We start from the raw sequence: 22,294 nt of genomic DNA on the forward strand, positions 1-22,294 counted from the left end.
GTGGAGACCTTCGGAAATAATGAAGGTCTCTATTTTTTGTCTTAATCTGTTAAGATGAAAGAAAAAGTGGTAGGTGCATTGGTATGAATGAGCAGATCTTAATCATCGAAGACGAAGAAAGTATCGCACGTGTCCTTCAGCTCGAGCTGGAGTTTGAGGGATATGGAACGGGTATTGCACACACAGGGCCAGATGGGCTTATTAAATATCGTGAACAACAGTGGGATCTTGTTCTGTTAGATCTTATGTTACCCGGTTTGAATGGGTTAGACGTATTACGACGGATTCGAGCAACAGAGGCAGACACGCCTGTCATTTTATTGACAGCGAAAAGCGACGTTGAAGATAAGGTGGCGGGGCTTGACCTCGGGGCGAACGATTATGTGACGAAACCTTTTGAAATCGATGAATTACTTGCAAGGATTCGATCGGCGCTTAGATTCTCGAAGCCTGCGGAGCCTGTAGAAACAAAGGACGAATACCTTCTCGAGTTCGCTGGATTGTCGCTTCACGAACAAACGCGTGATGTGACAAGAAATGGCCGTTCCATTGAATTAACACCGCGGGAGTACGACCTTTTACTTCATTTGCTGAAACACCCAAACCAAGTGTTGTCACGTGAACAGTTGCTCGATGCCGTTTGGGGATTCGATTATTACGGTGATACAAACGTTGTGGATGTGTACATCCGATATGTTCGGAAGAAAATCGAACAAGGGGAAAAAAGCACGCTTATCCAAACGATACGGGGTGTTGGTTATGTTTTAAAGGAGCAGGTTAATGAAGCTTAAAACAAAGATTCACTTTTTCTCAACACTACTCATGCTCGTTATCCTCGCACTGACGAACATTGGAATATATTTTCTTTTCGAAAAGATCGCCTATGACACAGAATACAATCAGTTACGTACGCAAGCCGAAGAGCTCACCTCTTCTTTAAGTAAGATGACTGTTCAGAATGATCCAGCAACCGTATTACGTGCATATATACCGCCAAACGGAGCCGTTCGGATTATAGATACTACAGGTAAAGTGAAAGTAGCGGTTGAATCGGCAGAAGGAATTAAAAAGTACAATCCTTTTATAAAACCAGGGGAACGCTATTCAATCGGTGAATTTGACAACACACCGATACTCACGATGCGCGAGCCAGTCATTTGGACAGATGGAAAAGTGGTTGAACTGCAAATAATCCAACTGCTTAGTGATGTAAAACACAATTTGAGCTTGCTCAAGCTTATCCTCTTCGGAGTGACCCTTATTGCGATGATTCCCATAACGATTTCAAGCGTTGCGCTTGGTCGCATCGTAATCCACCCAATCGACAATCTCATTAAAACGATGTCACAAAGCCGGAAAACGGGAACGTATGAGAAGATTGAGGTCCCAGCCGAAGGGAAAGACGAAATGGCTCAGATGGGTCATGAGTTCAACGATATGATGGGGCAACTTGAGAGCAATTTTAAAAAACAAGAACAGTTCGTTTCCAACGCCTCGCACGAATTAAAAACGCCGCTAACTGTTATAGAAAGCTATGCGCGGCTCCTATCGAGACGCGGATTTGATGACCTTTCAGTTGCGGAGGAGGCAGTCGGGGCAATTCTTAGTGAGTCCGTTCGCATGAAGGATATGATTGAACAAATGCTCCACCTTGCAAGAAATCAGGAACATGTAGCATTTGACTTTGAGGAAACGGCTATCAATTCATTGGTTGAAAAGACCTTACAGCCAATGCGCCAAGCACACGCAAGAGATTTCATCCTAGAAGGGAACGGTTCTGTGGTTGCGGTGACAGATGCTGAAAAGCTTAGGCAACTAGTATTCATTCTCCTCGATAATGCACGGAAGTATAGCGAACGAGAAATTAAAACAACTATTTCAGGAAATGAAACTACTATTACTATTGCCGTTACTGACTATGGAAACGGTATCCCCGAAGAGGCCTTGCCGCACATTTTTGACCGATTCTACCGAGTTCATGAAGACAGAAACCGCAAAACAGGCGGAACTGGACTTGGGTTGGCAATTGCTAAAGAACTTGCAGATGGTCTTGGGGCAGAATTGAAACTTGAAAGTAGCGTAGGTGTGGGAACCACCTTCCGGATCATCATGCCGAAAAAATAGATTCTCACCGATTTTTAATGTTGGAATCGTATGATGATCGAAAGGAGGCGAGGAGTATGCATTTTTTGAAAAAGCCATGGTTTATTCCATCCCTGTTAACCTTAGTACTTCTAACGGCGGGCGGATTTTATATAGGAAGTTTGATCAACAAACAGGAACCGATAGCGGTTGATGTTATTCGAACTCAGCTCGAAAACATGTACGGTGGAACCGTTGACCGAATCTTAATAACGAACGGTGTCTATCAAGCAGAAATGACTCGAGGTGAAGCGGTTTATTCGGCTGAAGTCGATGCAGTGACGGGGAGTGTTTTGTCGCTTTCTCAGACTGGTGAATTGAAGGAAGAGATTCCAAATGTACTTACTGAATCTAAGGTGAGGGAGATTCTAGCGGGGAAATATAGCGGTGAAACGGAACTGATTTCATTGAATACAGGTAGCGAAGACCCGATTTACGAGGTGAAGTTGTCGAAAGACCCGAAGTTTTCAAAAGTGACAGTCGACGCCATCACTGGGAAAATAATCGATGAAACCGTGAAGGAAACAACAGGGGAAAATGCGCTTATTACCAAGGAACAGGCGATTGCAATTGCACAAGCTCAACTAAAAGGTGAAGTAGATGACTTTTCTTATGTAAAATCGAACGATGGAGGCTACTACCTAATCGAAATCGAAGCAGCTGATGAGCGGGAAGGTACTTTCCAAATTCATGCGATTTCAGGAAAAATAATGTCAGTCACTTGGGATGACTAATCTCTCATCAAATTCTAATACTCCTCACAATGTCCTCTCATGTTCGCCGAGTAATATGAAGGTAATAACAAAAGGAGGAGATACAAGATGAAGAAATGGATGATGATTCCGGCATTAGCTGGCGTGCTTGTAATAGGTGGGGTTGCAATGGCTGGGAGCGCAGGACAGAGTTTCGCGGCGACGCAAAAAGGTTTATTGACAATGGAGGAAGCGGAGGCAATTGCTTTAAAGTCAGTAAATGGAGATGTGACGAAAATCGAATTGGACCGCGAAAAATCAGGTGCTACCTATGAAATTGAGATTAAATCTGGCGGTTTTGAATATGACCTCGATATCGATGCGAAAACAGGGGAAATATTACGCACAGAAAAAGATAATGACAATGATGTTCTTGATAGCGACGATTCAGACGATAAAGTCATCGATCCCAATGGTAAATTTATAACAGAAAAAGCTGCTATCAAAATTGCAATGAAACAAGCAAAAGGTACAGTAACAGAAGTTGAATTGGATGAAGATAATGGTCGTGTAATCTATGAAATCGAAATTCGAGATGGAAAATATGACTACGATTTCGATATTGATGCAATTTCAGGTGAGGTTCTTAAGTTTGAAAAAGAACGCGATGACGATTGAAGACACGGGGCTGTTCCTGAACAGCCCTATTTTTATGGAGAAAAATGATTTAAATTTCGTATACTTTCCCAACTTTGGCAAGTTCAGTAGGTCCATCATAAATGACGACAGCTGCATCAATAATTTCCTCGATATTTCCGTGCAATGGCAAGTGAGTTAACACAAGTTGTTTTACTCCCGCCAATTTTGCCAGTCTTCCAGCTTCGCTTCCGCCCATATGACCTGGTGCTTTTCCAACGTGTTCTTCATACAAATTCGCCTCGCTAATTAATAAATCTGCCCCTTGTGCGAAATCAATCAGTTCATCTCGCCATTCTGTATCTGCGGTGAGCACGACGGAATGGTCGCCAACGCAAAATTTCATTGCCAGGCAATAGACGGGATGTACCGTCCGGCAAAAGCTCACTTTAAATGGACCTATTTGAACGATATCATCTTCTGAAATAGCAATGCCCACAGTCTGATCTTTGTACGAAAGTTTCTCGAAATTCTCTTGATCCTTAGTATGTCCATAAATCGGTAATGGGGGAGCTTGATCACCTAGATAGAAATTAATGATCCTGCTGAATTGTAGACTTCCGACATCGGCAATATGGTCTGCATGATAATGACTTATGACAACGGCGTTCAGTTTATCTAAAGGTAAATAGTTTTGCAATGAGGAAAGTACGCCACTGCCGCAATCAATGAGGCAATGAAAGTCATCGTGTTCGATCAAAAAAGACGATGTGGCGCTATTTGGTTTCGGGTATCCACCCCAGATACCGATTGGTGTTATTTTCATTGGACAATCCTCCTCTTTGTTAATAAACCCTATTTAGGCGGTGATCACACTTTATTCACCCATGAAGCTGGTCACAATTCGTATGCCCATTCCTCTTTCAAGATCAAGTATAGGACAAGCAAAGTGTTTTCTAAATCAAGGTGGCTTTTTCCTGCTATTTCTAATCCTAATTTAGGGAATAATAATCCAGCCATTTGTAGGGTGAGTTCAGATCTTTCGTTTGTTGGCAACTGCATGAGACGATTACTATAGGTATTAATGAGGTTCCAATCTTTCTGGCTGATTGATTGCAAAGACCACTCATCAATGGTGAAATCGTCTTTCGCTAGGCCCCTCTCTATGAGTTCTTTTTCAATCGGTGAAAGCTTCTTCTTTCGTTTCGCTTTTCTCTCATGAACGACGATTGTGCCAGCTACAAGGTCCCCAATTCTTTTATGTGTTGGATGGAAGAAAATCATCATGATGCCCAGAAAGTAACCTGCCGGTAAGCTATCAACAATCCGAAGAAAGTTACGAATGAAGCTAGATAAAAGTGTCAGACTATGACCGTTTTCCTGAATGGCTCGAATCCCGATGATTCGCTTTCCGATCGTTTTCCCGCCTGAAAAGTATTCAAGGACGATAAAATACCCCGAGTTAATAATAAAGAGACCAACGATTGTAAGTCCAACTAGAAGGGAGTCCGTTCCTGCATAAGCTAATAGATCTAACTCGCCAGTAAAAAGGATAATAAGTGAAATAATGATTAACACATTCACGACGAATAGAATAAGTTGGTCGATTATAAACGCTGTGGCTCTACTACCAAGACCCGCGAGCTGAAATTGAAGAGATACGAATTCCGGCGTTTTAATTCCTACTTGCTCTTGTTTCACAATGTTTTCCTCATTTCTAGTGGAGTTTTCATTTTATTACAAGTTTTTCAAATTCATCTGCTATACTTGTATTTATATACATTGGCATACTATCTAGAAAACTCGAAGGCAAGCTAAGTCGAGACATTTTGGAAACCCCTTGAACCAATAAAAAACAAGAAGGTGACTAGATGAATATAAAGCAATTTGTAAAGTTGCATCGTGATGATTGGAATCAGCTTGAAGATCTAGTATCAACCGTTCATAAAAGGAAATCCGGAATGACGGGTGCCACAATTGATCAATTTTACAGGTTCTATCAAAAAGTAAGTCAGAATCTATCTTACTCACAAACATATTTTCCTGAGGAAGAAGTAACACTTTACTTAAATGGACTCGTTTCGAAATCGCATAATCTCTTATATAAAGACCAAATTTCAAGTATGAAACAAATTGGGCGTTTTTTAAGCACCACATTTATTCGTTTATTTATGGAGCAATGGAAGTTTATCATTGTTGCAATGCTGTTATTTACGCTAGGTGGGGTAGGAAGCTTTTTCGCGGTTGTCAATGATCCGCAAACGTTACATGCGATCTTACCTGCACAAATAGCACAAGGTGTGAATCCTGAACAGTTGGGTAGCGCTGATGGTCAGGTTAATTCTTCGATGATGTCCGCCAGTATTATGACAAATAATATCCAGGTAGGAATTTTGGCCTTTGCTGGTGGAATCACATTTGGCTTATTAACAGTCTATGTACTCATTTATAATGGTATCTTAGTGGGTGCTCTCGCTGGCTTGTTCTTTCATCATGGAAAATCATATGAGTTTTGGGCATATATCGTACCCCATGGAATGATTGAGCTTACAGCCATTTTCATCGCAGGTGGTGCTGGTCTATTAATGGGCTACAAGCTCTTTGTTCCAGGACAATTTTCCAGGGGCTATCAATTAAAGATACAGGCGCAACGTTCTGTCCAACTATTAATAGGAACGATTCCTTTATTTGTGATTGCTGGATTGATCGAAGGCTTCATCACCCCAGCAGCGATTCCCTTGGCGGCGAAGTATATCGTTGCATGCATAACCGTATTTGGCTTAATTCTATATATAGTGATTGGCAGGGTATTACTAGCCAAAAGACAGCTTATATAAGATTTCGATTCATGATATCGATATAATGGGAGACCGCCACTACTGCAAGTTTGTCCTCACGGGCCTCAATCATTTGGAGGCCTTGCTTTTCCCATTTTAACTTCTCTTTTTTCTTGATTAAGACTTGCTGCTGGGCAATGCTTTTCTCCATCGCACTTCGAACGTCTACAGGCTCCTCATTGACTTTCTTCAATATCGCCACATCTTCAATTCCGATCATCAAAAACAAATGCCGTTGTCTAAGTCGCTGTAAGTATACTAGCGCACTTTCCTCATGAAGAAATGTGCGTACATCACTAAATAAGAGTAGCAAGCTTCGTTTCTTTTGCATCGTTTCCAAATAAGTGAGCACCGCCGCATAATTTGACTCTGCCGTATCGACTTTAAGATTGTAAATTGCCTGGAGAATTGTCTGTAAATGTGTCATGCCTTTTGCGGGTGGTACAAATGCTTTCACTTCTTTCGAAAATGCGACTATAGAGACATAATCTCCTTTTTTTAAAGCCGCTGCAGTCACTGTTAATGCGGCTTCCAGCGCTTTCTCAAGGCGATTTCCTATCGCCAGTTCCGAGCCCATCATTCGCCCACAGTCGATTAAAATCGTTACATACTTTCCGTGCTCAGGTTCATATTCGTTTGTCATCACTTCCTGTAGCTTCGCTGTTTGTCGCCAGTTGATCATCCGTGGATCATCACCGACAACGTAGTTTCTAATTTGGGCGAAATCTCCTACACCACGTTGTTGCTTGCGAATTTTGGAGCCTTCATATAATAAAAAACGCTGGGCGTTCCCTAAATAGTGTTTTGTCTCTGTTAAATCGGGAATTACTTTTACAGAATCGACTAATTCAACCGTCTGTTGCTTTGCCCACAAACCAAAACGACTTGTATAACGAAAGTAAAGCCGGTCAATTTCATACAATCCTCTAACGGGTGCATTTGTTTCGTATGTAACTAGACTTGTGGATGCCCTCGGAGCCTTCCCACGGAGAGGAAAAGGCCGCTTAAATGACTGAGGAATAGCATCCACTAGAAAAAAGCTAAGATCATGTTCGGATGTATTACTTACTTCAATCTCTACCGTATAGCTAAGATTCCGCTCTAGCTCTTTAGTGATTGTACGCCGAAAGCTCAGTTGATCTTTCTGTGGTGAATAAATTAAATCTAGTAAACTTACCAAAATAACACTGGCGTTTAGGGTAATGATTAAGGACCAAGTAAGATCGAGTAGGCTTCCAAGTACAATGACAAGCAACGAAAAAATTAGGTGCGTACTGAGTAATCGTTTCGTCGGTAAAATCCCCCTACCTTGGAACAGGAACCGAGCCCACAAGTTCTTCAATGATTTGGTCAACGGCCGCTCCCTCCATTTCTACATGTGGCGCTAATTGAATCCGATGCCTTAATGAAGGTTTCGCTACTATTTTAATATCATCTGGCGTCACATAGTCTCGGCCTGCTAAGTAAGCCCATGCTTGACATGCCTTTCCAATCGAAATTGCTGCTCTCGTACTCGCCCCAAAACGGATTGACTCCGTTTCCCGTGTCTTTCTGACAATCTGCATAATGTAATCTAGCACGCCATCCCCAATCGTCACACGTTGAATTTCTTTTCTGATTGTCAAAAATGCCTCCATATCTAGCACGGGAGTAACAAGGCTTGTGTCAAAACTTTTTTCGAGTACTTGTTTAAGCACACTTTTTTCTTCCGCAAATGAAGGGAAATCAATTTTCAGCTTAAATAAAAAACGATCTTGTTGGGCTTCAGGCAGGGGATACGTTCCTTCAAATTCAATCGGATTTTGTGTCGCGACAACAAAAAATATATCTGGTAATGGAAACGTATTTCCTTGAATGGTTACTTGCTGTTCTTCCATCGCTTCTAAAAGTGCTGCTTGCGTTTTTGCTGGTGTCCGGTTAATTTCATCTGCCAAAAGGATATTGGTAAATACAGGTCCTTTTAGCGTTTCAAACGTTCCTTCTTTCATGTTGTAGATCATACTTCCGGTAATATCACTTGGGAGTAAGTCCGGCGTAAACTGAATTCGACGAAAGCTTCCCCCAAGAAGATCAGCGAGTGTTCTCACCATCTGTGTTTTCCCAGTACCCGGAACTCCTTCGAGTAGGACATGTCCACCGGATAAAACGGCCGATAATAAAAGCCTGAGATTGGTGTTTTGACCTAAAATGCGTTCTTCATATTTTTCCAATAAAGTTAAAACTTGTGCTCTCATCCTTCTTCAACCTCTTTCCTGATTTGCTCTAGTCTTTTAGACCATAACAAGTATTCCTGCTTGCTCACTTTGCTCTTTTCTAACAAATCAGCCAAACCATTTAGTAGGGAGTGAATTTCACCCTGTTGCAAATGTGGCCACTTTCGTTCGAACTGCGTAGTGAGATCCCGCCATTCTTGATGAGAGGGAATTCTCCAATGTTCTTGCAGCAAATTCAAAACATAAGTAGCTTGAATAACTAACGAATCATGATAACGATGCCCTCTAATATACCAGGCAGCCAATGCTTTTATTCCTTCATCACTGAAGCGAACTGTTTCTTCTCTTGCAATGAAAACTGGACCGAATCGCTTACCATGGTGCCACAGCCAAAGAATAGCCAAAAGGGCCCCTTGAATCATTAACAATAAAAACCACCGCGGATAGATGGTCAAAATGGTCGTGGCATTCTTTACATCATGTATGTATTCATCAAACAAAATGATTTTGCTATCCTCGTCATTTAGAAGTGTTAAAACGAGCGCAATATGATCTTCAGTAACTATTTCTCCGTTCGTAATCCATCTTGGTGAATTAGCTACAATCAAATGACCCTCGCCAACTACTCGCTTTAATGCGATAGTGCCTGCGTCATCAGACAGTAAGATTTCATCTTGAGCATTTTCTAGAAGCCTAACTTGGCTAGTTACTTCAGTATTAGTACGATAATTAGCACCTGCTGGATCAAACACATCTACTGAGTCAGTTTCCATGAGTTCTGCTTCTAATCCAAACATCCCTTTCGGATTTTCTTTAAACAAAAGGATTGTATTTCCTGCTTCCATATAGCGGGTGTAGCTGTCTAATTCCGCACTGTTAGGTGTAAAGTATGGTTCGACCATAACGAGTAGTTGGTTTTCTGAATTGATTGGTAATTGGCTTGGGGGATCGGACCATATTTTGACGACATCCTTATGATTCAGTACATATGTATAAAGTGCCTTCACACCTGTAGGAGAAGGGGAGTCAGAAGCATACACTGGAAACTCTTTTGGGTTTCCTTGGACTAAGACATAGCGTGAAAACATCAGCACAGTCAAAATAATTACTAGCCATGCCCATACTTTTTTATTTGCTATTGGGTTCTGCAATCTATCTTCCTTCCTCCTTTCTCCTGACCACTTTGTTTATTCATCCGTTCCACCTAGGTATTTCATGACTTCCTTCTGAAACTGAACGTAGTCCTCTTTCTGTACTTCTCGCTCTCCATATGTAGCTTCATCGAAAAAGTAGGAGAGATGTTGAAATTGATTTGCTGATTGTTGATTTACTTTCTTTAACTCTTCATAATACTCCCAGTTGGTTTTCCAAATTCTCGCTTCTAGCCATTCTTTTTCATGGAAATAAAGAAGCAAAGCTAAAAATAGATGACGAGTAGCTGAAGAGAGCTTTTCCAAGCCCTCCTGTTTCATAGCTTCGGTTACATGCATTTGATACGACCAATCAATTTCCTTTGTTGACTGAAGCGGAGATGTCTCACGGAACTTCCTTTTAGAACTACGATTACGTACAACAAAAAATAGTACTGTTCCCATTAATAGAAGAATCATAACAATAACAATCGTCAAAATCGGTCCAGCCAATATTCCAGTTGTTTTGATTGCGGGAAACAACTGGTCCAATTGATCTGCAATCCAGTTTTTAGCTTTTTCCAACCAAATCGAAAATAGACTACTGGGCTGATCACTATAAGTCGTATACTCAGTTTCGTTTAAAATCTTTTCGAGTTCATCTCTTGCGTCATCTACATTATCCATAGATTATCACCTTCGATTGTTTCATTATTGAACCACGTTATAATCATCAATCATTTCTTTTAAATCGTCTGCATCATGCCTTACTTTTAAATCTAGGTACATCACTGCATAGCCAACAGAGAAAATCATTGTCGTAAATATACTCGCCAGGGATACAATCATCGAAAGCAGCACACTACTTCCTAGGAATATACCGAAAGTTAATTCAATTGTGATACTAATGACGCCAATAATTAAAGAAAAAATAATATAGAGGCCTATTAATGGCCACCCACGCTTACGAGTTAGTCTCCAACTTCTTGTGAAACCTGGTGAACCTTCACCGAGTACTGCAGATCCGAGATAAAAGCTCCAACGAGTTAACAGGTAGGCAACACCGATAGCAAGTGCTAGGAATAGGATAATCCCTAAAACAATTCCAACAGTTGCAGAAGTGGCAAGGGAGCTTATTAGTGAAAACACTAAAATAAACACAGGAATCAAGATCAAGCCAAATATTATCAAAGAAAATAAGATGCTACTACCAATAATTGGGCCGTATCGTGAAAAAGCTTGTTTAATGACAGAACCAATGGTGTACGTTTCATTTTTTCTTATCCGATTAACGACTAATAAAGTGGCTGCTGAAGCGACTGGAAATAAGAAGAAACTAGTAATTCCTACAAGAGCAGTTCCAAGATCTGAGCCTAGACCTGTGGATTCCGCTCCCTCGAAGCTTGAAATTATTTTTTCATACCAAGCTTCACCAGCTCCAAGTTCTCTGAAAAAGCCGACTCCTGAAGCTAGACTAATCAATGCTTGAACCAAATAAATTGGACCCATAAAAATTAGAGAAATAAAGAACAAGTCCCGAAACTTGTTTTTACTCAAACTAAACGTCAGGTCAAGGATTTCACCAAATCCTTTTGGCTTATTAAGTCTTTCATTCATTCTAGTCATCTCCTTAAAATTCTCATATTTACTAGTCTAACACTATTTAGCTAGCCGATGTTTCATTGAATAGGAGAAACATTTAGAAAGGCGCGTTTAGTCTCAGCTTTTAAGCAAAAAAAATAAGCACCGTTAAAGGCGCTTATTTCCGACTGCATGTTCAAACCCAGTGTTTTATTTCTTTTCAATTAACCCTGCTTCAATAAGGAATTCTTCTGCGACTTTTTCAACCATCTGGCCTTCATTGTCGACTTTTGCATTCATTTTCTGCATCGTATCTTCGTTAATCGTGCCTTCAAGCATTTTGAGTAATTCTTCAATTTCAGGATACTCTTTCAGTGCTTCTTTCCTTACAAGCGGGAGTGCATGGTACGGTGGGAAGAAAGATTGGTCATCTTCCAGTACGCGCAGGTCGTACATTTGTAACTGTCCGTCCGTCGTATACGAGTTAATAACGTCAACTTCACCAGCGTTAATGGAACGGTACATAATACCATGGTCCATCCCTTTAACTTCTTTGAAGTCAAGATCATATGCTTTTTGGAATCCAGGTAATCCATCCGGCCGGTCGATGAATTCGAATACCGCACCTAATATGAAGTCCTCCGAAACTTTAGCAAAGTCACTAAATGTCACTAGGCCGAGTTCTTCTGCTATTGGTTCGTCCACTGCAAGTGTATACGTATTGTTGAAACCAAATGTGTTGAAAGCAATCATGCCATCCTTATCGACGAGCCGTTTCGTCGCGGCTAATGTTTCGTCCGCCGTCCCGGGTTCTTCATGATAATAGGTAAGGACGATTGTCCCTGTATAGTCGGGTATAACGTCGATAAGACCGTCCAACATGGCTTTCCATACGACGCTGGACCCACCAAGGTTTTCTTTGTAAATGACGTCAATATCAGTTTTGTTTTCAATCAATTGGCCCATGACGTGTGACAATATGATGCTTTCCGTATTGTTACGAGAACCGAGAGTCAGGGAATCTTTTTCGATGAAAATACATCCTGACAGCAGGCTTGCAACAAGTATTGATGAAATCACTAATTTGAATTTATTTTTCATTGTTACTTCAATCCTTTCGGTGTCGTCCAACGTTCAATTCCACCGAAGAGCGTTTCCAGGATAATCGCTAAGATTGCCGCCGGGATTGCCCCAAGTAAGATCAGGCCATCAATTCCGCGTGTGATACCGAGGAAGATGAAATCACCGAGTCCACCCGCTCCAATGAAGGCTGCAAGTGTTGCTGTACCGACATTAATAACGGCAGCTGTACGTATTCCGGCCATAATAACAGGAATCGCAAGAGGGAGTTCCACTTTTAACAGGATTTGCATGCTTGTCATACCCATCCCTTTTGCTGCTTCAGTGGTAGCTTTATCGACGTCTTTAATACCTGTGTAGGTATTGCGAATTATCGGTAGCAATGAATAAAGGAATAACGCAGCAATTGCTGTTTTCACACCGATTCCGAAAATCGGTATCATGAAACCAAGCAAAGCAAGACTTGGAATTGTCTGCATGACGCCTGCGCCGCCAAGTACGATTGTCGTGAGTTTCGGAACGCGCGTAATCAAAATACCTAGAAAAATACCGAGAACGATGGCGATAAGCATTGAGAAGAAGACGAGTTGAATATGGACGGATGTCGCTTCAAGCACTTCTTTCCACCGCATTTGTGTTTGTTCAACGAGTTGTTGCCAAATATTTAAGTTATTCATTGGATATCCTCCATTTCTGTCCACTGACTGGACATGGCGGATAACAGTGAACCTCGTGTAACGACGCCAACTAATTTTTGTGTTATATCGACAATCGGGATTATGCCGTAAGGTGCTTCACCCATCATGACAATGGCATCTTTAGCCGTTGCGGTATCATAAAGGAATGGTTCCCGGGTCTGCATGATTTCCTCAATTGTTTTAATGTCATCTAATTTTTTTATAACGTCATATGCGGACACGACTCCAATTAATATCTTGTCATCATCAACCACAATAAGGTTCGTAATTTTTCGCTTGCGAATAAACGAAAGGGCCTTCTCTGGCGACCATTGGGTAAGGGCAGTGTAAACCGATTCTGACATTATGTCGACAACTGGCATGAGTCCTGGATTTTGGATAATCCGATGTTTACCTATGAACTCTTCTACAAAGCCGTGGGCTGGATCGTGAAGTAATTTCTCTGGGGTGTCCAACTGTAGTAGTTTTCCGTCTTTCATGATGGCAATGCGATCGCCCATTTTTAGCGCTTCATCCATATCATGTGTTACGAAGACAATCGTCTTTTTTAACTTTTTGTGCAATGAAAGTAATTCGTTTTGAAGCTGTTCGCGTGTAAGTGGATCAAGTGCGCTGAACGGCTCATCCATTAAGATTACATCTGGATCTGCTGCTAGCGCTCTTGCAATACCAATACGCTGCTGCTGACCGCCTGATAGTTCTTTTGGATAACGACCTGCATAAACCTCAGGATCCAGACCGACTAATTCAAGAAGTTCATTGACGCGGGCTTTAATCTTTTTGTCGTTCCAACCTTTAAGCTGTGGTACAATTGCGATGTTTTTTTCGATAGTATAGTGGGGGAAAAGTCCGATTTGCTGAATGACATATCCGATATTTCGGCGTAACTCAGCGGCATTGTAGGAGTTGGTATCCTTGCCGTTAATAGTGATTTTGCCACTTGTGTGGGGCTCCATCCGGTTAATCATTTTCATTGTTGTCGATTTCCCTGAACCACTTGGTCCAATGAGGACGAGTAATTCACCTGCTGGAATATCGAAACTGACAGATTTTACTGCTTGGAATCCGCCATCAAACACTTTGCTTACATTTTCAAATTTAAGCATGTGTACCTCCTATTGTTTTTTCACAACGAATTTATTTTAAAATAATAGATTAAAAAATAATTCGTAGTTAATAAAAAAGAAGACGTATTTGCATCCTGGCTGTTCAGGTGCGAAGTCTCTCTCAATAAGTATACCACATTTAGATTGAATTTGCAGGAATTAGGGGTGTTCATCTCCTGAAGTGTCTAAATTGCCTGTTAGTTGTATGCTGCTTTAGAATGGATAATAGAAGGGAAGTGAATCGGCAATGGATATGACAATTTTCGTCGTAGAGGACGATAAAGCAATTTTTGATTCACTAAAAGAGCGACTGGGGCAATGGTCTTTTAATGTAACTGGACCGAATGATTTTCATGATGTCATGGTCGACTTTATTAATGAAAAACCGCATCTCGTTATTATGGATATTCAGTTGCCTTCCTATGACGGGTTTCATTGGTGCCGAGAAATTCGCACAATTTCGAAGGTACCTATTATCTTTTTATCATCGCGGGATCACCCGATGGATATGGTTATGGCGATGAATATGGGAGCAGATGATTATGTTCAGAAACCATTCCATTCAGATGTACTGCTTGCAAAAATTCAGGCACTCTTAAGACGGACATACGCATACGGTGAAGAGGCTCCGGATGTACTCGAATGGAATGGAGCGATGATTGACATGAAGCGCGGTGTCATCCGTTTAGATGGCAATGATGTCGAATTGACGAAAAACGAATTTTTCATATTAGCTGTGCTTGTTCAATCTAATGATGAGATAGTCTCACGCGATGAGTTAATCCGTAAGTTATGGGATGATGAACGTTTTGTTAACGATAATACATTGACGGTGAACGTTACGCGCCTCCGTCAAAAGCTTACCGAACTGGGCCTTGGTGAAGCAATTGTCACGAAAAAAGGACTGGGCTATATGGCGACTACACTTTAGGAAGGGGGTGTTTGTTTGTTTATAAGTTATTTATTGGATATGAAAAGTTGGATATTCTTTTTTATAGCGGCACTTGGGTTTGCAGATATAGTGATTTGGCTGGACGCTGGAATCGATGCGGAATTTTCAGCTGTTATGTATTTTAACGTTTTACTGCTGAGTGTGTTCCTCATTTTTTTCATATGGCGCTATTTCAAAGAAATGAAGTTTATGAAAGCATTAATCCCACTCAATGGAGTAATTGAAGAAGATTGGCAAGAAGCGCTGCCGGAGCCGTTATCAATACGTGACACAATGACGACTAAGATGTTGCGGCAAGTTGCGGATGATTATAAGAAAAGACTGTACGATTTAAAAGCAACTAGCGTGATTGAAAGTGATTATACGGCGGCTTGGGTACATGAAGTGAAAGCACCTCTGACTGCCATGAAATTGGTGATTGAAGCCAATCGAAGTGAACCGGCATTGCGGAAAATCGAAACGGAGTGGCTACGAGTTCATTTGCTCATCGACCAGCAGTTATACATTTCCCGTTTGCCTTCTTTGGAATCGGATTATGTTGTCGGGAAAAACGGCATCCACCAGCTTGTAGCTGCGGAAGTGCGCGAGCTTGCATCGTGGTGCAGGCAAAAAAATATGGCTATTGAATTTGAAGATGAAGCGATTGAAGTTGTAACGGATAGTAAATGGTGTCGGTTCATAATCCGTCAAGTATTGACGAATGCAGTGAAGTATAGTCCGTCAGGCGGAACAATTTGGATCACAACAAACGTTGTAGAAAGTGGCAATGTGGTTCTATCCATAAGAGACGAAGGACCTGGTATTCCATCGCATGACCTGCCTCGGTTATTCGATAAAGGATTCACTGGTGGTACAGGAAGGCTACATAATGCAGCAACAGGTCTAGGGCTTTACCTCGCACAAACCGTTGCTGTCAAGATCGGCATCACACTTACTGCACAATCTGAAGCGGGGCAAGGAACGACGATGCGACTGACATTCATGACTGAGAATGAATTCGACTCCGTACTAACGTGACGTTTATGTAACGTTGGATGACCTGTTTGTCATGCAAATCAAACGACCCAAGGAACTAAGCGGGATAAGATAGGGACATAGCAAACAGGGAGGCCATTTCAGATGAATGAAACACATACAATAAAAAAAACAGTTCTGCATGCGCAGAATATTCGAAAGTCCTATGGATCACGCAGCAATGTCCAACAAGTACTAAAAGGCATCGAACTTCGTGTCAATGAAGGTGAATTTGTCGGCATTATGGGCTCTTCGGGAGCAGGAAAGACAACATTGCTCAACGTTCTTGCGACAATTGACCGTACGACAGAGGGGTCTATCCTCATCGGTAATTCCGATATTTCGAAGATGAAAGATCGGGAACTATCCGCGTTTCGTCGTGAAAAATTAGGTTTCATTTTTCAAGACTATAATTTATTGGATACATTGACTGTGAAAGAAAATATCTTGCTGCCTGTTTCACTTGGTAAGATGAATAAAAAAGAAGCGGAAGCAGAGTTCAGGGCAATCGCAGACATCCTTGGCATTAAAGACCTCGCACACAAATACCCGCACGAAATTTCAGGTGGTCAAAAACAGCGGACATCTGCTGCACGTGCTCTTATTAATAGACCCTCCATGGTATTTGCAGACGAGCCAACAGGGGCTCTCGATTCAAAGTCAGCATCTTCCCTATTAGGCACATTAGAGGATGTCAATAAAAAGCGGGATGTCACAATTATGATGGTGACGCATGACCCACTTGCTTCGAGCTATTGCAGCCGCGTTGTCTTTTTGAAAGATGGCACCATTTACTCGGAATTGTACCGTGGCGATAAAACGAGACAAGCCTTCTTCCAGGAAATCCTGAAAGTTCAAGGCGTTCTCGGGGGTGACAGCATTGACACTATTTGATCTTGTAATCCGCAGTATGCGGAAGAATCTCAAGCATTATTATTTGTATTTCTTTGCACTGATTTTCAGTGTTGTCCTTTACTTTGTATTCGCGACGTTGCAATATGATTCTGCAGTTATTGAGCAGGCAAGTAGCTCCATGAAGATGGATTCCGCATTTAAGGTGGCGGGGATATTGGTTCTTTTCATTGCTGGCATATTCGTTATTTACGCCAATTCGATTTTCCTTCGGAGAAGAAGTAGTGAAATTGGACTGTATCAATTGATTGGATTAACGAAAGGGGCAGTTGCACGGCTCCTTTTTATTGAAAACACACTTCTTGGAGCCGGAGCGCTCGTTATCGGAATCGGTGTCGGGATGCTTTTATCTAGAGTGTTTTTATTGATACTTATGAAATTGGTCGGCTTTAATGACATTGTAGAGTTATCGTTTTCGATGGGGGCCGTTTTACAGACAGCACTTGTATTCGTGGTTATCATTGCTCTTACATCAATTCAAATGGTGTTTAAAGTGTATCGTAATACGTTGCTTAGCCTATTCAATGCAGACAAACAAGGGGAACAGCCGAAGAAGCCGAAAAGTGGGTTATCAGCAATACTTGCTTTACTTGGTATTGGATTGATTGTCTTTGGTTATTGGTTATCGGCACATATGTTGAACGAATTGTTATTCTTTAATATGCTTGGCGTTTTATTCTCAACGATATTAGGAACCTATCTTCTATTCCGCGTGACAATCAGTTGGGTGTTCTATCAAGTAAGAAAGAGCAAGCAAGGACATTTAGGACTCTCCAATAGTTTGTCACTTGCCTCGCTCATGCACCGTCTAAAAGGGAATGCGAACTCGCTCACGATTATTACAGTTTTATCTGCAATGACATTAGCGATGCTTGCAGGTTCCTACTCGCTTTATTATTCAACGGAAAAAGAAACGCGCTACATGATTCCGTTCGATTTTGCGTTTGAAGAGGGGGTGGCAACGTCGCTTTCAGACAACGAAATATCGGCAGTGGACTTTGAGGTTGAATTGGAAGAAAATGGAATTGATTATACAACAGGGACAATCGAATTACTCGGAGTGGAAGGAACTCATGAAAAAGGTATTTTCCCTGCTATTTTTGATATGAGAGAAGAAATTTTTAATGCCTATTTTGTAAATGCTAAGCAATTACAAAAAGCAGGTCTCGAAGTTGAAACGCCAAAAGATGGATCTGTCATTTTTCATAACGCTTCCATGATGGCTATGGCAAAAGATATAAAGATACCATTTAAGATGTATATTACAAGCGGTGAAACAGAAAGCGTATTTACCGCTGTGAAGTATGGTGAAGGGGACGTTGTGAACGCAGTTTGGGGGTCTCAACTTGTAGTGAGTGATGCCGATTTTGAAAAGTATAAAAGAACGATGAAACCAGAAAAAATAGTAGAGATGACCCCAGAGAGTATAGTAAGGAATGTCCGAGTTTTTAATATAGCAGACAAAGACCAACTTGCCATTGCATCTACTATCCGCAACTCAAATCAAGACACCGAGTCGTCATACGGCACCGATTATTATTTGACGTATGTAAAATCCATGCAAGTCAATGGACTTCTCATCTTTATCGCCGGATTTTTAGGGTTAGTGTTCTTAATTTCAACAGGCAGTATTTTGTACTTCAAACAGATGACTGAGGCGGAACAGGAAAAACAAAGCTACACAACGCTGCGTCAACTCGGTTTTACAGTGAAAGACATCATGCGCGGCATTATCCGCAAGCAGGCATTCGTCTTTGGTTTGCCACTTTTGATTGGCCTGTTGCATTCTGTGTTCGCTATTAAAGCTGCGTCATTCCTCTTCATGTCTGATATAACTGTGCCTGCTTCGATTGCAATGGGCATTTATGCGTTGATTTACCTTGTGTTCGCTTTCTTGACGGTTGGTTACTATCGAAAAACTGTGAAAGCTGCTTTATAATCGAAAAACCATCGGAGTTTGACATACTCAGGTGGTTTTTTAATATTTGTAAAGGTTTGTGTTGGAGGAAAGTGGAATACTTTGTGGTTAGTGATACGTTCCAATGACTATAAATGTTGACATAGAGAATCCTCTCAACAACGCTTGGCGCTTGGGGATGCCTCCCGCAATAAGCCAGACAGAAAACCGCTGTCAGCCTTATTGCTTCGGCTACCCCTATGAGGCGCCTGCGCTGGAGATTATATAGAATCATTAGTTCAACATATATAAGATTGGATTAAGAAGTAGGAGAGGTTTGATAGGTTAGAAAAACTTAGAGTTCAAAAAAACAGATACTCTGCTACAAAAAATATACGAAATAAGTTTTTGACCAAGAGTTTATTGGGTGAAATGTCTTTGCAATGTTTTTATGAACAAGTATGTGAGTCGGGACTTGCGACAGAATCATTGTGACTGTATCCATTTGAACAATAGGAGAAAAAGAGTTGGAAAAGAGATTCGTATTTTGGCCTAATATAATTGATGAGTAAGGAGGAATAAAATTGTCAGCGTTGAAAAGGGATGCTATTACATTTTTTAAAGTGTTAATTTATTTGGCTATTGGTTTCATCCTAACTGAAAATGTATTAGGAGTAATTTATGAAGAACTCGGGATTAGTTTTATGGGAAACGTATGGGTTAATTGGTTCGGTTTGTCGTATCTTTTGTATTTTTTCTATACAACAATCCGTGTGCTATTTACAAATAAAAATACCTATTTGTTTAAAAAACGTATGAAATCGAAGGTTTTTTGGGTACTGTTCATTGTTTCGGCTTACGTCGTCTTTATTCCTTTTATTAAAGGAGAAAATCCATTCTAGCTCAACTAATGATAGTTAGTTGAACTAAGAACAAGAAATCAACAAGAGAATTTAATGGACTGTGCTGGTGAAAATACCAAACGTAAATGTTTGGCGTTTTCTCCAACGCTTTTTGCTGTTTTTATACCACTGATCGAAACTAGTTGACCCACGTTTGATAAGGGGTGATTCGTTTCCTATCACATCTCCTCAGGTGCCTTCATACCTAACAGTCGTAGGGCCTCTTTCAAAACGGTCGATGTGCTCGTGATCAGCGCAATTCTATACGGCAGATGATTTGCATCGGAAAGCACTTTTACATTGCCGTAAAACGAGCTAAAAGTTTGAGCGAGATCGATTGCATATTTTGCGATGATGGAAGGGTCTAAATCATCCGCAGCGCGCTTGACTGTTTGTGGGAATTGCTCCAATGCTCGAATGATTTCCCATTCGAAATCATTGACGTCATCCACGCTATACGGCTGTATGTCGCCAGCTTTTCTTAACACTGATTTGGCCCTTGCGAAAGCATATTGGACGTAGGGACCGGTTTCACCTTCTGTTTGGAGCATTGTTTCTAAGTTAAATTCGATATCGTGTTTGCGGTGCTGTTTTAAATCGCCGAAAATGATGGCTCCGACGCCGACTGCTTCGGCAACTTTTGTTTTATTAGCCAAATTAGGATTTTTCGTTTCAATTGTCGTCTGTGCGAGTGAAATCGCCTCATTCAAAACTTGTTCTAGCAAAACAATTTTCCCTTTGCGGGTGGACATTTTTTTTCCGGCTTTCAAAATGAGACCGAAAGGAATGTGCTGGATATCGTCTGCCCACTCGTAGCCCATTTTACCGAGTACTTTCTTGAATTGTGTGAAGTGGAGACTTTGTTCATTTCCAACGACGTAAAGAGATTTCACGAAATCATACGTTTCTTTTCTATCGATTGCAGCGGTTAAATCGCGTGTGGCGTATAACGTCGCGCCATCTGATTTCATAATCAAACAAGGTGGCATATCCTCACCCAGTTCAACCACGAGCGCACCATTTGATTCTATTAAAAGTCCTTTATCCGCTAACTCTTTAACGATGGGTTCCATCTTGTCATTATAGTAGGCCTCGCCGTTATAGGAATCAAAGGTGATACCCAGCAAATCATAAATGCGTTGAAATTCCTGGAGGGATTCCGTTTTGAACCATTTCCATAATGCCAGTGCTTCCGCATCTCCGTCTTCCAGGGCTTTGAATGCCGCTCTGCCTTCATCGTTAAGGGAGTCATTTTGTTCCGCTTCTTCGTGGAAACGGATGTACAGCTTTAATAGCGTCTGGATTGGCGCTTGCTGGACTTGTTGTTCGTCGCCCCATTTTCGGTAGGCCGTCAGTAGTTTGCCAAACTGCGTACCCCAGTCGCCGATGTAATTGATTTTCACGGTCTTAAAACCACTTTTTTTAAGTAATAAAGCAATTGAATTTCCGATGACGGTGGAGCGCAAATGCCCCATGGAAAACGGTTTGGCAATGTTAGGGGAAGACAAATCGATTGTAACAATACCACCATTACCTTCATTAGATGAACCATAGGATAGTGATTGATCTAGAATTTTCTGCAGGAGTGCACTGGTAATTGTAGAACGGTTCAAAAAGATATTCACATAGCCGTTGACGGCTTCTGCTTTACGAATTAGCGGATGATCGATTGCCAGGGCAATTTCATGGGCAATAACAACAGGCGATTTTCTAAGTTCTTTCGCGAATGGAAAGCACGGTAAAGCCAAATCACCTAAATGTGCATGTACAGGCTTTTCTAGCATGTTTTCATTCAATGGAATCGAACTAAATTGTTGCAACACGTGCAAGACATCCATTTTCATCGTCAACACTCCTCTTGGTTGATTGAACTAAAAAAGCGTAAAAAAAAGCCTTCATCTCAAATTAATGAGACGAAAGCTTACTTCCGCGGTACCACTCAAATTGCCCGTATAGGGCCACTTCCTCATAACGGCGAGACACCGGCTTTTCTAAAACGCTTGGAAAAGCATCTCCAAAGTGCGGTTCACAAATATTCTTCACCGGGCTTCCACCATCCCCAGTTCGCTGAAAAAGAAATAATTGCTACTCTCTTCATCACAGATGTTGTAGTTGAATGTATCAAAATGGTGATTGGGTGTCAATGGAAAGTAACAATAATTCACAAGTGAAAACTGTTTGGAGTTAACTTCTAAACTATGTGTAGAACACTGCATTTAGTGCTGAATGACAAAATAGAACCGACATCGGGAAAAAAGGATATTTTTTCAGGTTTTAAATTAATGTTTATAACTTGTGTATCATTTGCAAGAATGACGATGATGACGGTCAAAGCGACACGAGAAAACGACTGTGGATATGTGGATAAGTTATTGATGGTAGGACAAGTATGCTTTTAGGCACTTTACGATTAGACCACAACATGTTAGGGTATGTATAGAGATTAAGACACTACATGTAGTGTTATTGGTGAAATTGAACGAAAGCTGTATTGTTGACAAA

The 22,294-nt window shown here is 41.2% G+C and carries 21 protein-coding genes and 1 other annotated feature; of the genes, 10 read left to right on the plus strand and 11 right to left on the minus strand.

Translation table 11 applies throughout. From position 1 onward, the window contains the following. Nucleotides 1–83 precede the first annotated feature (83 nt). The 4 genes from I2484_RS05420 (at nt 84) to I2484_RS05435 (ending at nt 3,512) form a co-directional block, all read left to right on the plus strand. The gene (locus I2484_RS05420) at nt 84–791 is read left to right on the plus strand and encodes a response regulator transcription factor (RefSeq protein ID WP_207150017.1); all 708 of its coding nucleotides are present in this window, start codon (nt 84–86) and stop codon (nt 789–791) included. Then, the gene (locus I2484_RS05425) at nt 781–2,124 is read left to right on the plus strand and encodes a HAMP domain-containing sensor histidine kinase (protein ID WP_207150018.1); all 1,344 of its coding nucleotides are present in this window, start codon (nt 781–783) and stop codon (nt 2,122–2,124) included. The genes I2484_RS05420 and I2484_RS05425 overlap by 11 nt, the downstream gene beginning before the upstream one ends. A gap of 56 nt (nt 2,125–2,180) precedes the next feature. After that, nucleotides 2,181–2,876, plus strand: a complete 696-nt coding sequence (locus tag I2484_RS05430) for a PepSY domain-containing protein (RefSeq protein WP_207150019.1) — start codon at nt 2,181–2,183, stop codon at nt 2,874–2,876. Between the two features lie 87 nt (nt 2,877–2,963). Continuing rightward, entirely contained in the window at nt 2,964–3,512 is a 549-nt protein-coding gene (locus I2484_RS05435) for a PepSY domain-containing protein (protein WP_207150020.1), read from the plus strand. Nucleotides 3,513–3,561: 49 nt separating this feature from the next. Here I2484_RS05435 and I2484_RS05440 read toward each other — a convergent pair whose 3' ends face one another. Both I2484_RS05440 and I2484_RS05445 read right to left on the minus strand, forming a co-directional pair. Next, nucleotides 3,562–4,296 (minus strand): MBL fold metallo-hydrolase, encoded by a 735-nt coding sequence (locus I2484_RS05440; RefSeq protein WP_207150021.1) that lies wholly within the window; start codon nt 4,294–4,296, stop codon nt 3,562–3,564. 71 nt (nt 4,297–4,367) lie between these two features. Then, nucleotides 4,368–5,171 (minus strand): RDD family protein, encoded by an 804-nt coding sequence (locus tag I2484_RS05445; RefSeq protein WP_207150022.1) that lies wholly within the window; start codon nt 5,169–5,171, stop codon nt 4,368–4,370. Between the two features lie 170 nt (nt 5,172–5,341). Here I2484_RS05445 and I2484_RS05450 point away from each other — a divergent pair, with 170 nt between their 5' ends. Next, complete coding sequence (locus tag I2484_RS05450; protein WP_207150023.1) at nt 5,342–6,307, plus strand: stage II sporulation protein M; 966 nt, start codon at nt 5,342–5,344, stop codon at nt 6,305–6,307. Here the strand turns inward: I2484_RS05450 and I2484_RS05455 are convergent. The 8 genes from I2484_RS05455 to I2484_RS05490 form a co-directional block, all read right to left on the minus strand. Further along, a complete protein-coding gene (locus I2484_RS05455) occupies nt 6,300–7,661 on the minus strand; it encodes a DUF58 domain-containing protein (protein ID WP_207150024.1) in 1,362 nt (453 codons plus the stop codon). The genes I2484_RS05450 and I2484_RS05455 overlap by 8 nt on opposite strands. Then, a complete protein-coding gene (locus I2484_RS05460) occupies nt 7,612–8,541 on the minus strand; it encodes an AAA family ATPase (RefSeq protein WP_207150025.1) in 930 nt (309 codons plus the stop codon). The genes I2484_RS05455 and I2484_RS05460 overlap by 50 nt, the downstream gene beginning before the upstream one ends. Further along, the gene (locus I2484_RS05465) at nt 8,538–9,671 is read right to left on the minus strand and encodes a DUF4350 domain-containing protein (RefSeq protein ID WP_255551112.1); all 1,134 of its coding nucleotides are present in this window, start codon (nt 9,669–9,671) and stop codon (nt 8,538–8,540) included. The genes I2484_RS05460 and I2484_RS05465 overlap by 4 nt, the downstream gene beginning before the upstream one ends. 36 nt (nt 9,672–9,707) lie before the next feature. After that, nucleotides 9,708–10,337, minus strand: coding sequence for a DUF4129 domain-containing protein (locus tag I2484_RS05470; protein WP_207150026.1), 630 nt, complete (start codon nt 10,335–10,337; stop codon nt 9,708–9,710). A gap of 24 nt (nt 10,338–10,361) precedes the next feature. Continuing rightward, nucleotides 10,362–11,267: a hypothetical protein gene (locus I2484_RS05475; protein WP_207150027.1), complete on the minus strand. Its 906-nt coding sequence runs from the start codon at nt 11,265–11,267 to the stop codon at nt 10,362–10,364. Nucleotides 11,268–11,441: 174 nt separating this feature from the next. Then, complete coding sequence (locus tag I2484_RS05480; RefSeq protein WP_207150028.1) at nt 11,442–12,332, minus strand: glycine betaine ABC transporter substrate-binding protein; 891 nt, start codon at nt 12,330–12,332, stop codon at nt 11,442–11,444. 2 nt (nt 12,333–12,334) lie between these two features. Then, nucleotides 12,335–12,988, minus strand: a complete 654-nt coding sequence (locus tag I2484_RS05485) for an ABC transporter permease (protein WP_207150029.1) — start codon at nt 12,986–12,988, stop codon at nt 12,335–12,337. Further along, nucleotides 12,985–14,115, minus strand: a complete 1,131-nt coding sequence (locus I2484_RS05490; protein WP_207150030.1) for a betaine/proline/choline family ABC transporter ATP-binding protein — start codon at nt 14,113–14,115, stop codon at nt 12,985–12,987. The genes I2484_RS05485 and I2484_RS05490 overlap by 4 nt, the downstream gene beginning before the upstream one ends. Nucleotides 14,116–14,362: 247 nt before the next feature. Between I2484_RS05490 and I2484_RS05495 the strand changes: the two genes are divergently transcribed. The 5 genes from I2484_RS05495 (at nt 14,363) to I2484_RS05515 (ending at nt 19,792) form a co-directional block, all read left to right on the plus strand. Continuing rightward, the gene (locus tag I2484_RS05495) at nt 14,363–15,046 is read left to right on the plus strand and encodes a response regulator transcription factor (protein WP_275956874.1); all 684 of its coding nucleotides are present in this window, start codon (nt 14,363–14,365) and stop codon (nt 15,044–15,046) included. 15 nt (nt 15,047–15,061) lie between these two features. Beyond that, entirely contained in the window at nt 15,062–16,084 is a 1,023-nt protein-coding gene (locus I2484_RS05500; RefSeq protein WP_255551115.1) for a sensor histidine kinase, read from the plus strand. A gap of 102 nt (nt 16,085–16,186) precedes the next feature. Further along, nucleotides 16,187–16,975 carry an ABC transporter ATP-binding protein gene (locus I2484_RS05505; RefSeq protein ID WP_207150031.1) on the plus strand — a complete coding sequence of 263 codons (789 nt, stop codon included), beginning with the start codon at nt 16,187–16,189 and terminating at the stop codon, nt 16,973–16,975. Continuing rightward, nucleotides 16,962–18,932, plus strand: a complete 1,971-nt coding sequence (locus I2484_RS05510; RefSeq protein ID WP_207150032.1) for an ABC transporter permease — start codon at nt 16,962–16,964, stop codon at nt 18,930–18,932. Before I2484_RS05505 ends, I2484_RS05510 begins: the two co-directional genes overlap by 14 nt. Before the next feature lie 542 nt (nt 18,933–19,474). Next, nucleotides 19,475–19,792, plus strand: a complete 318-nt coding sequence (locus I2484_RS05515; RefSeq protein ID WP_207150033.1) for a hypothetical protein — start codon at nt 19,475–19,477, stop codon at nt 19,790–19,792. Nucleotides 19,793–19,971: 179 nt separating this feature from the next. Here I2484_RS05515 and argS read toward each other — a convergent pair whose 3' ends face one another. Then, nucleotides 19,972–21,636: an arginine--tRNA ligase gene (gene argS, locus I2484_RS05520; RefSeq protein WP_207150034.1), complete on the minus strand. Its 1,665-nt coding sequence runs from the start codon at nt 21,634–21,636 to the stop codon at nt 19,972–19,974. Between the two features lie 62 nt (nt 21,637–21,698). Continuing rightward, nucleotides 21,699–21,902 (minus strand) — a binding site (T-box leader). Nucleotides 21,903–22,294: the final 392 nt, after the last annotated feature.

Source organism: Sporosarcina sp. E16_8, assembly GCF_017347095.1.
Classification (GTDB): domain Bacteria; phylum Bacillota; class Bacilli; order Bacillales_A; family Planococcaceae; genus Sporosarcina.

Bases quoted from the DNA above. Each gene is read 5' to 3' on its own strand.
- I2484_RS05420 (WP_207150017.1), top strand. From the start codon at position 84: ATGAATGAGCAGATCTTAATCATCGAAGACGAAGAAAGTATCGCACGT.
- I2484_RS05425 (WP_207150018.1), top strand. From the start codon at position 781: ATGAAGCTTAAAACAAAGATTCACTTTTTCTCAACACTACTCATGCTC.
- I2484_RS05430 (WP_207150019.1), top strand. From the start codon at position 2,181: ATGCATTTTTTGAAAAAGCCATGGTTTATTCCATCCCTGTTAACCTTA.
- I2484_RS05435 (WP_207150020.1), top strand. From the start codon at position 2,964: ATGAAGAAATGGATGATGATTCCGGCATTAGCTGGCGTGCTTGTAATA.
- I2484_RS05440 (WP_207150021.1), bottom strand. From the start codon at position 4,296: ATGAAAATAACACCAATCGGTATCTGGGGTGGATACCCGAAACCAAAT.
- I2484_RS05450 (WP_207150023.1), top strand. From the start codon at position 5,342: ATGAATATAAAGCAATTTGTAAAGTTGCATCGTGATGATTGGAATCAG.
- I2484_RS05460 (WP_207150025.1), bottom strand. From the start codon at position 8,541: ATGAGAGCACAAGTTTTAACTTTATTGGAAAAATATGAAGAACGCATT.
- I2484_RS05470 (WP_207150026.1), bottom strand. From the start codon at position 10,337: ATGGATAATGTAGATGACGCAAGAGATGAACTCGAAAAGATTTTAAAC.
- I2484_RS05475 (WP_207150027.1), bottom strand. From the start codon at position 11,267: ATGAATGAAAGACTTAATAAGCCAAAAGGATTTGGTGAAATCCTTGAC.
- I2484_RS05480 (WP_207150028.1), bottom strand. From the start codon at position 12,332: ATGAAAAATAAATTCAAATTAGTGATTTCATCAATACTTGTTGCAAGC.
- I2484_RS05485 (WP_207150029.1), bottom strand. From the start codon at position 12,988: ATGAATAACTTAAATATTTGGCAACAACTCGTTGAACAAACACAAATG.
- I2484_RS05490 (WP_207150030.1), bottom strand. From the start codon at position 14,115: ATGCTTAAATTTGAAAATGTAAGCAAAGTGTTTGATGGCGGATTCCAA.
- I2484_RS05495 (WP_275956874.1), top strand. From the start codon at position 14,363: ATGGATATGACAATTTTCGTCGTAGAGGACGATAAAGCAATTTTTGAT.
- I2484_RS05505 (WP_207150031.1), top strand. From the start codon at position 16,187: ATGAATGAAACACATACAATAAAAAAAACAGTTCTGCATGCGCAGAAT.
- argS (WP_207150034.1), bottom strand. From the start codon at position 21,636: ATGAAAATGGATGTCTTGCACGTGTTGCAACAATTTAGTTCGATTCCA.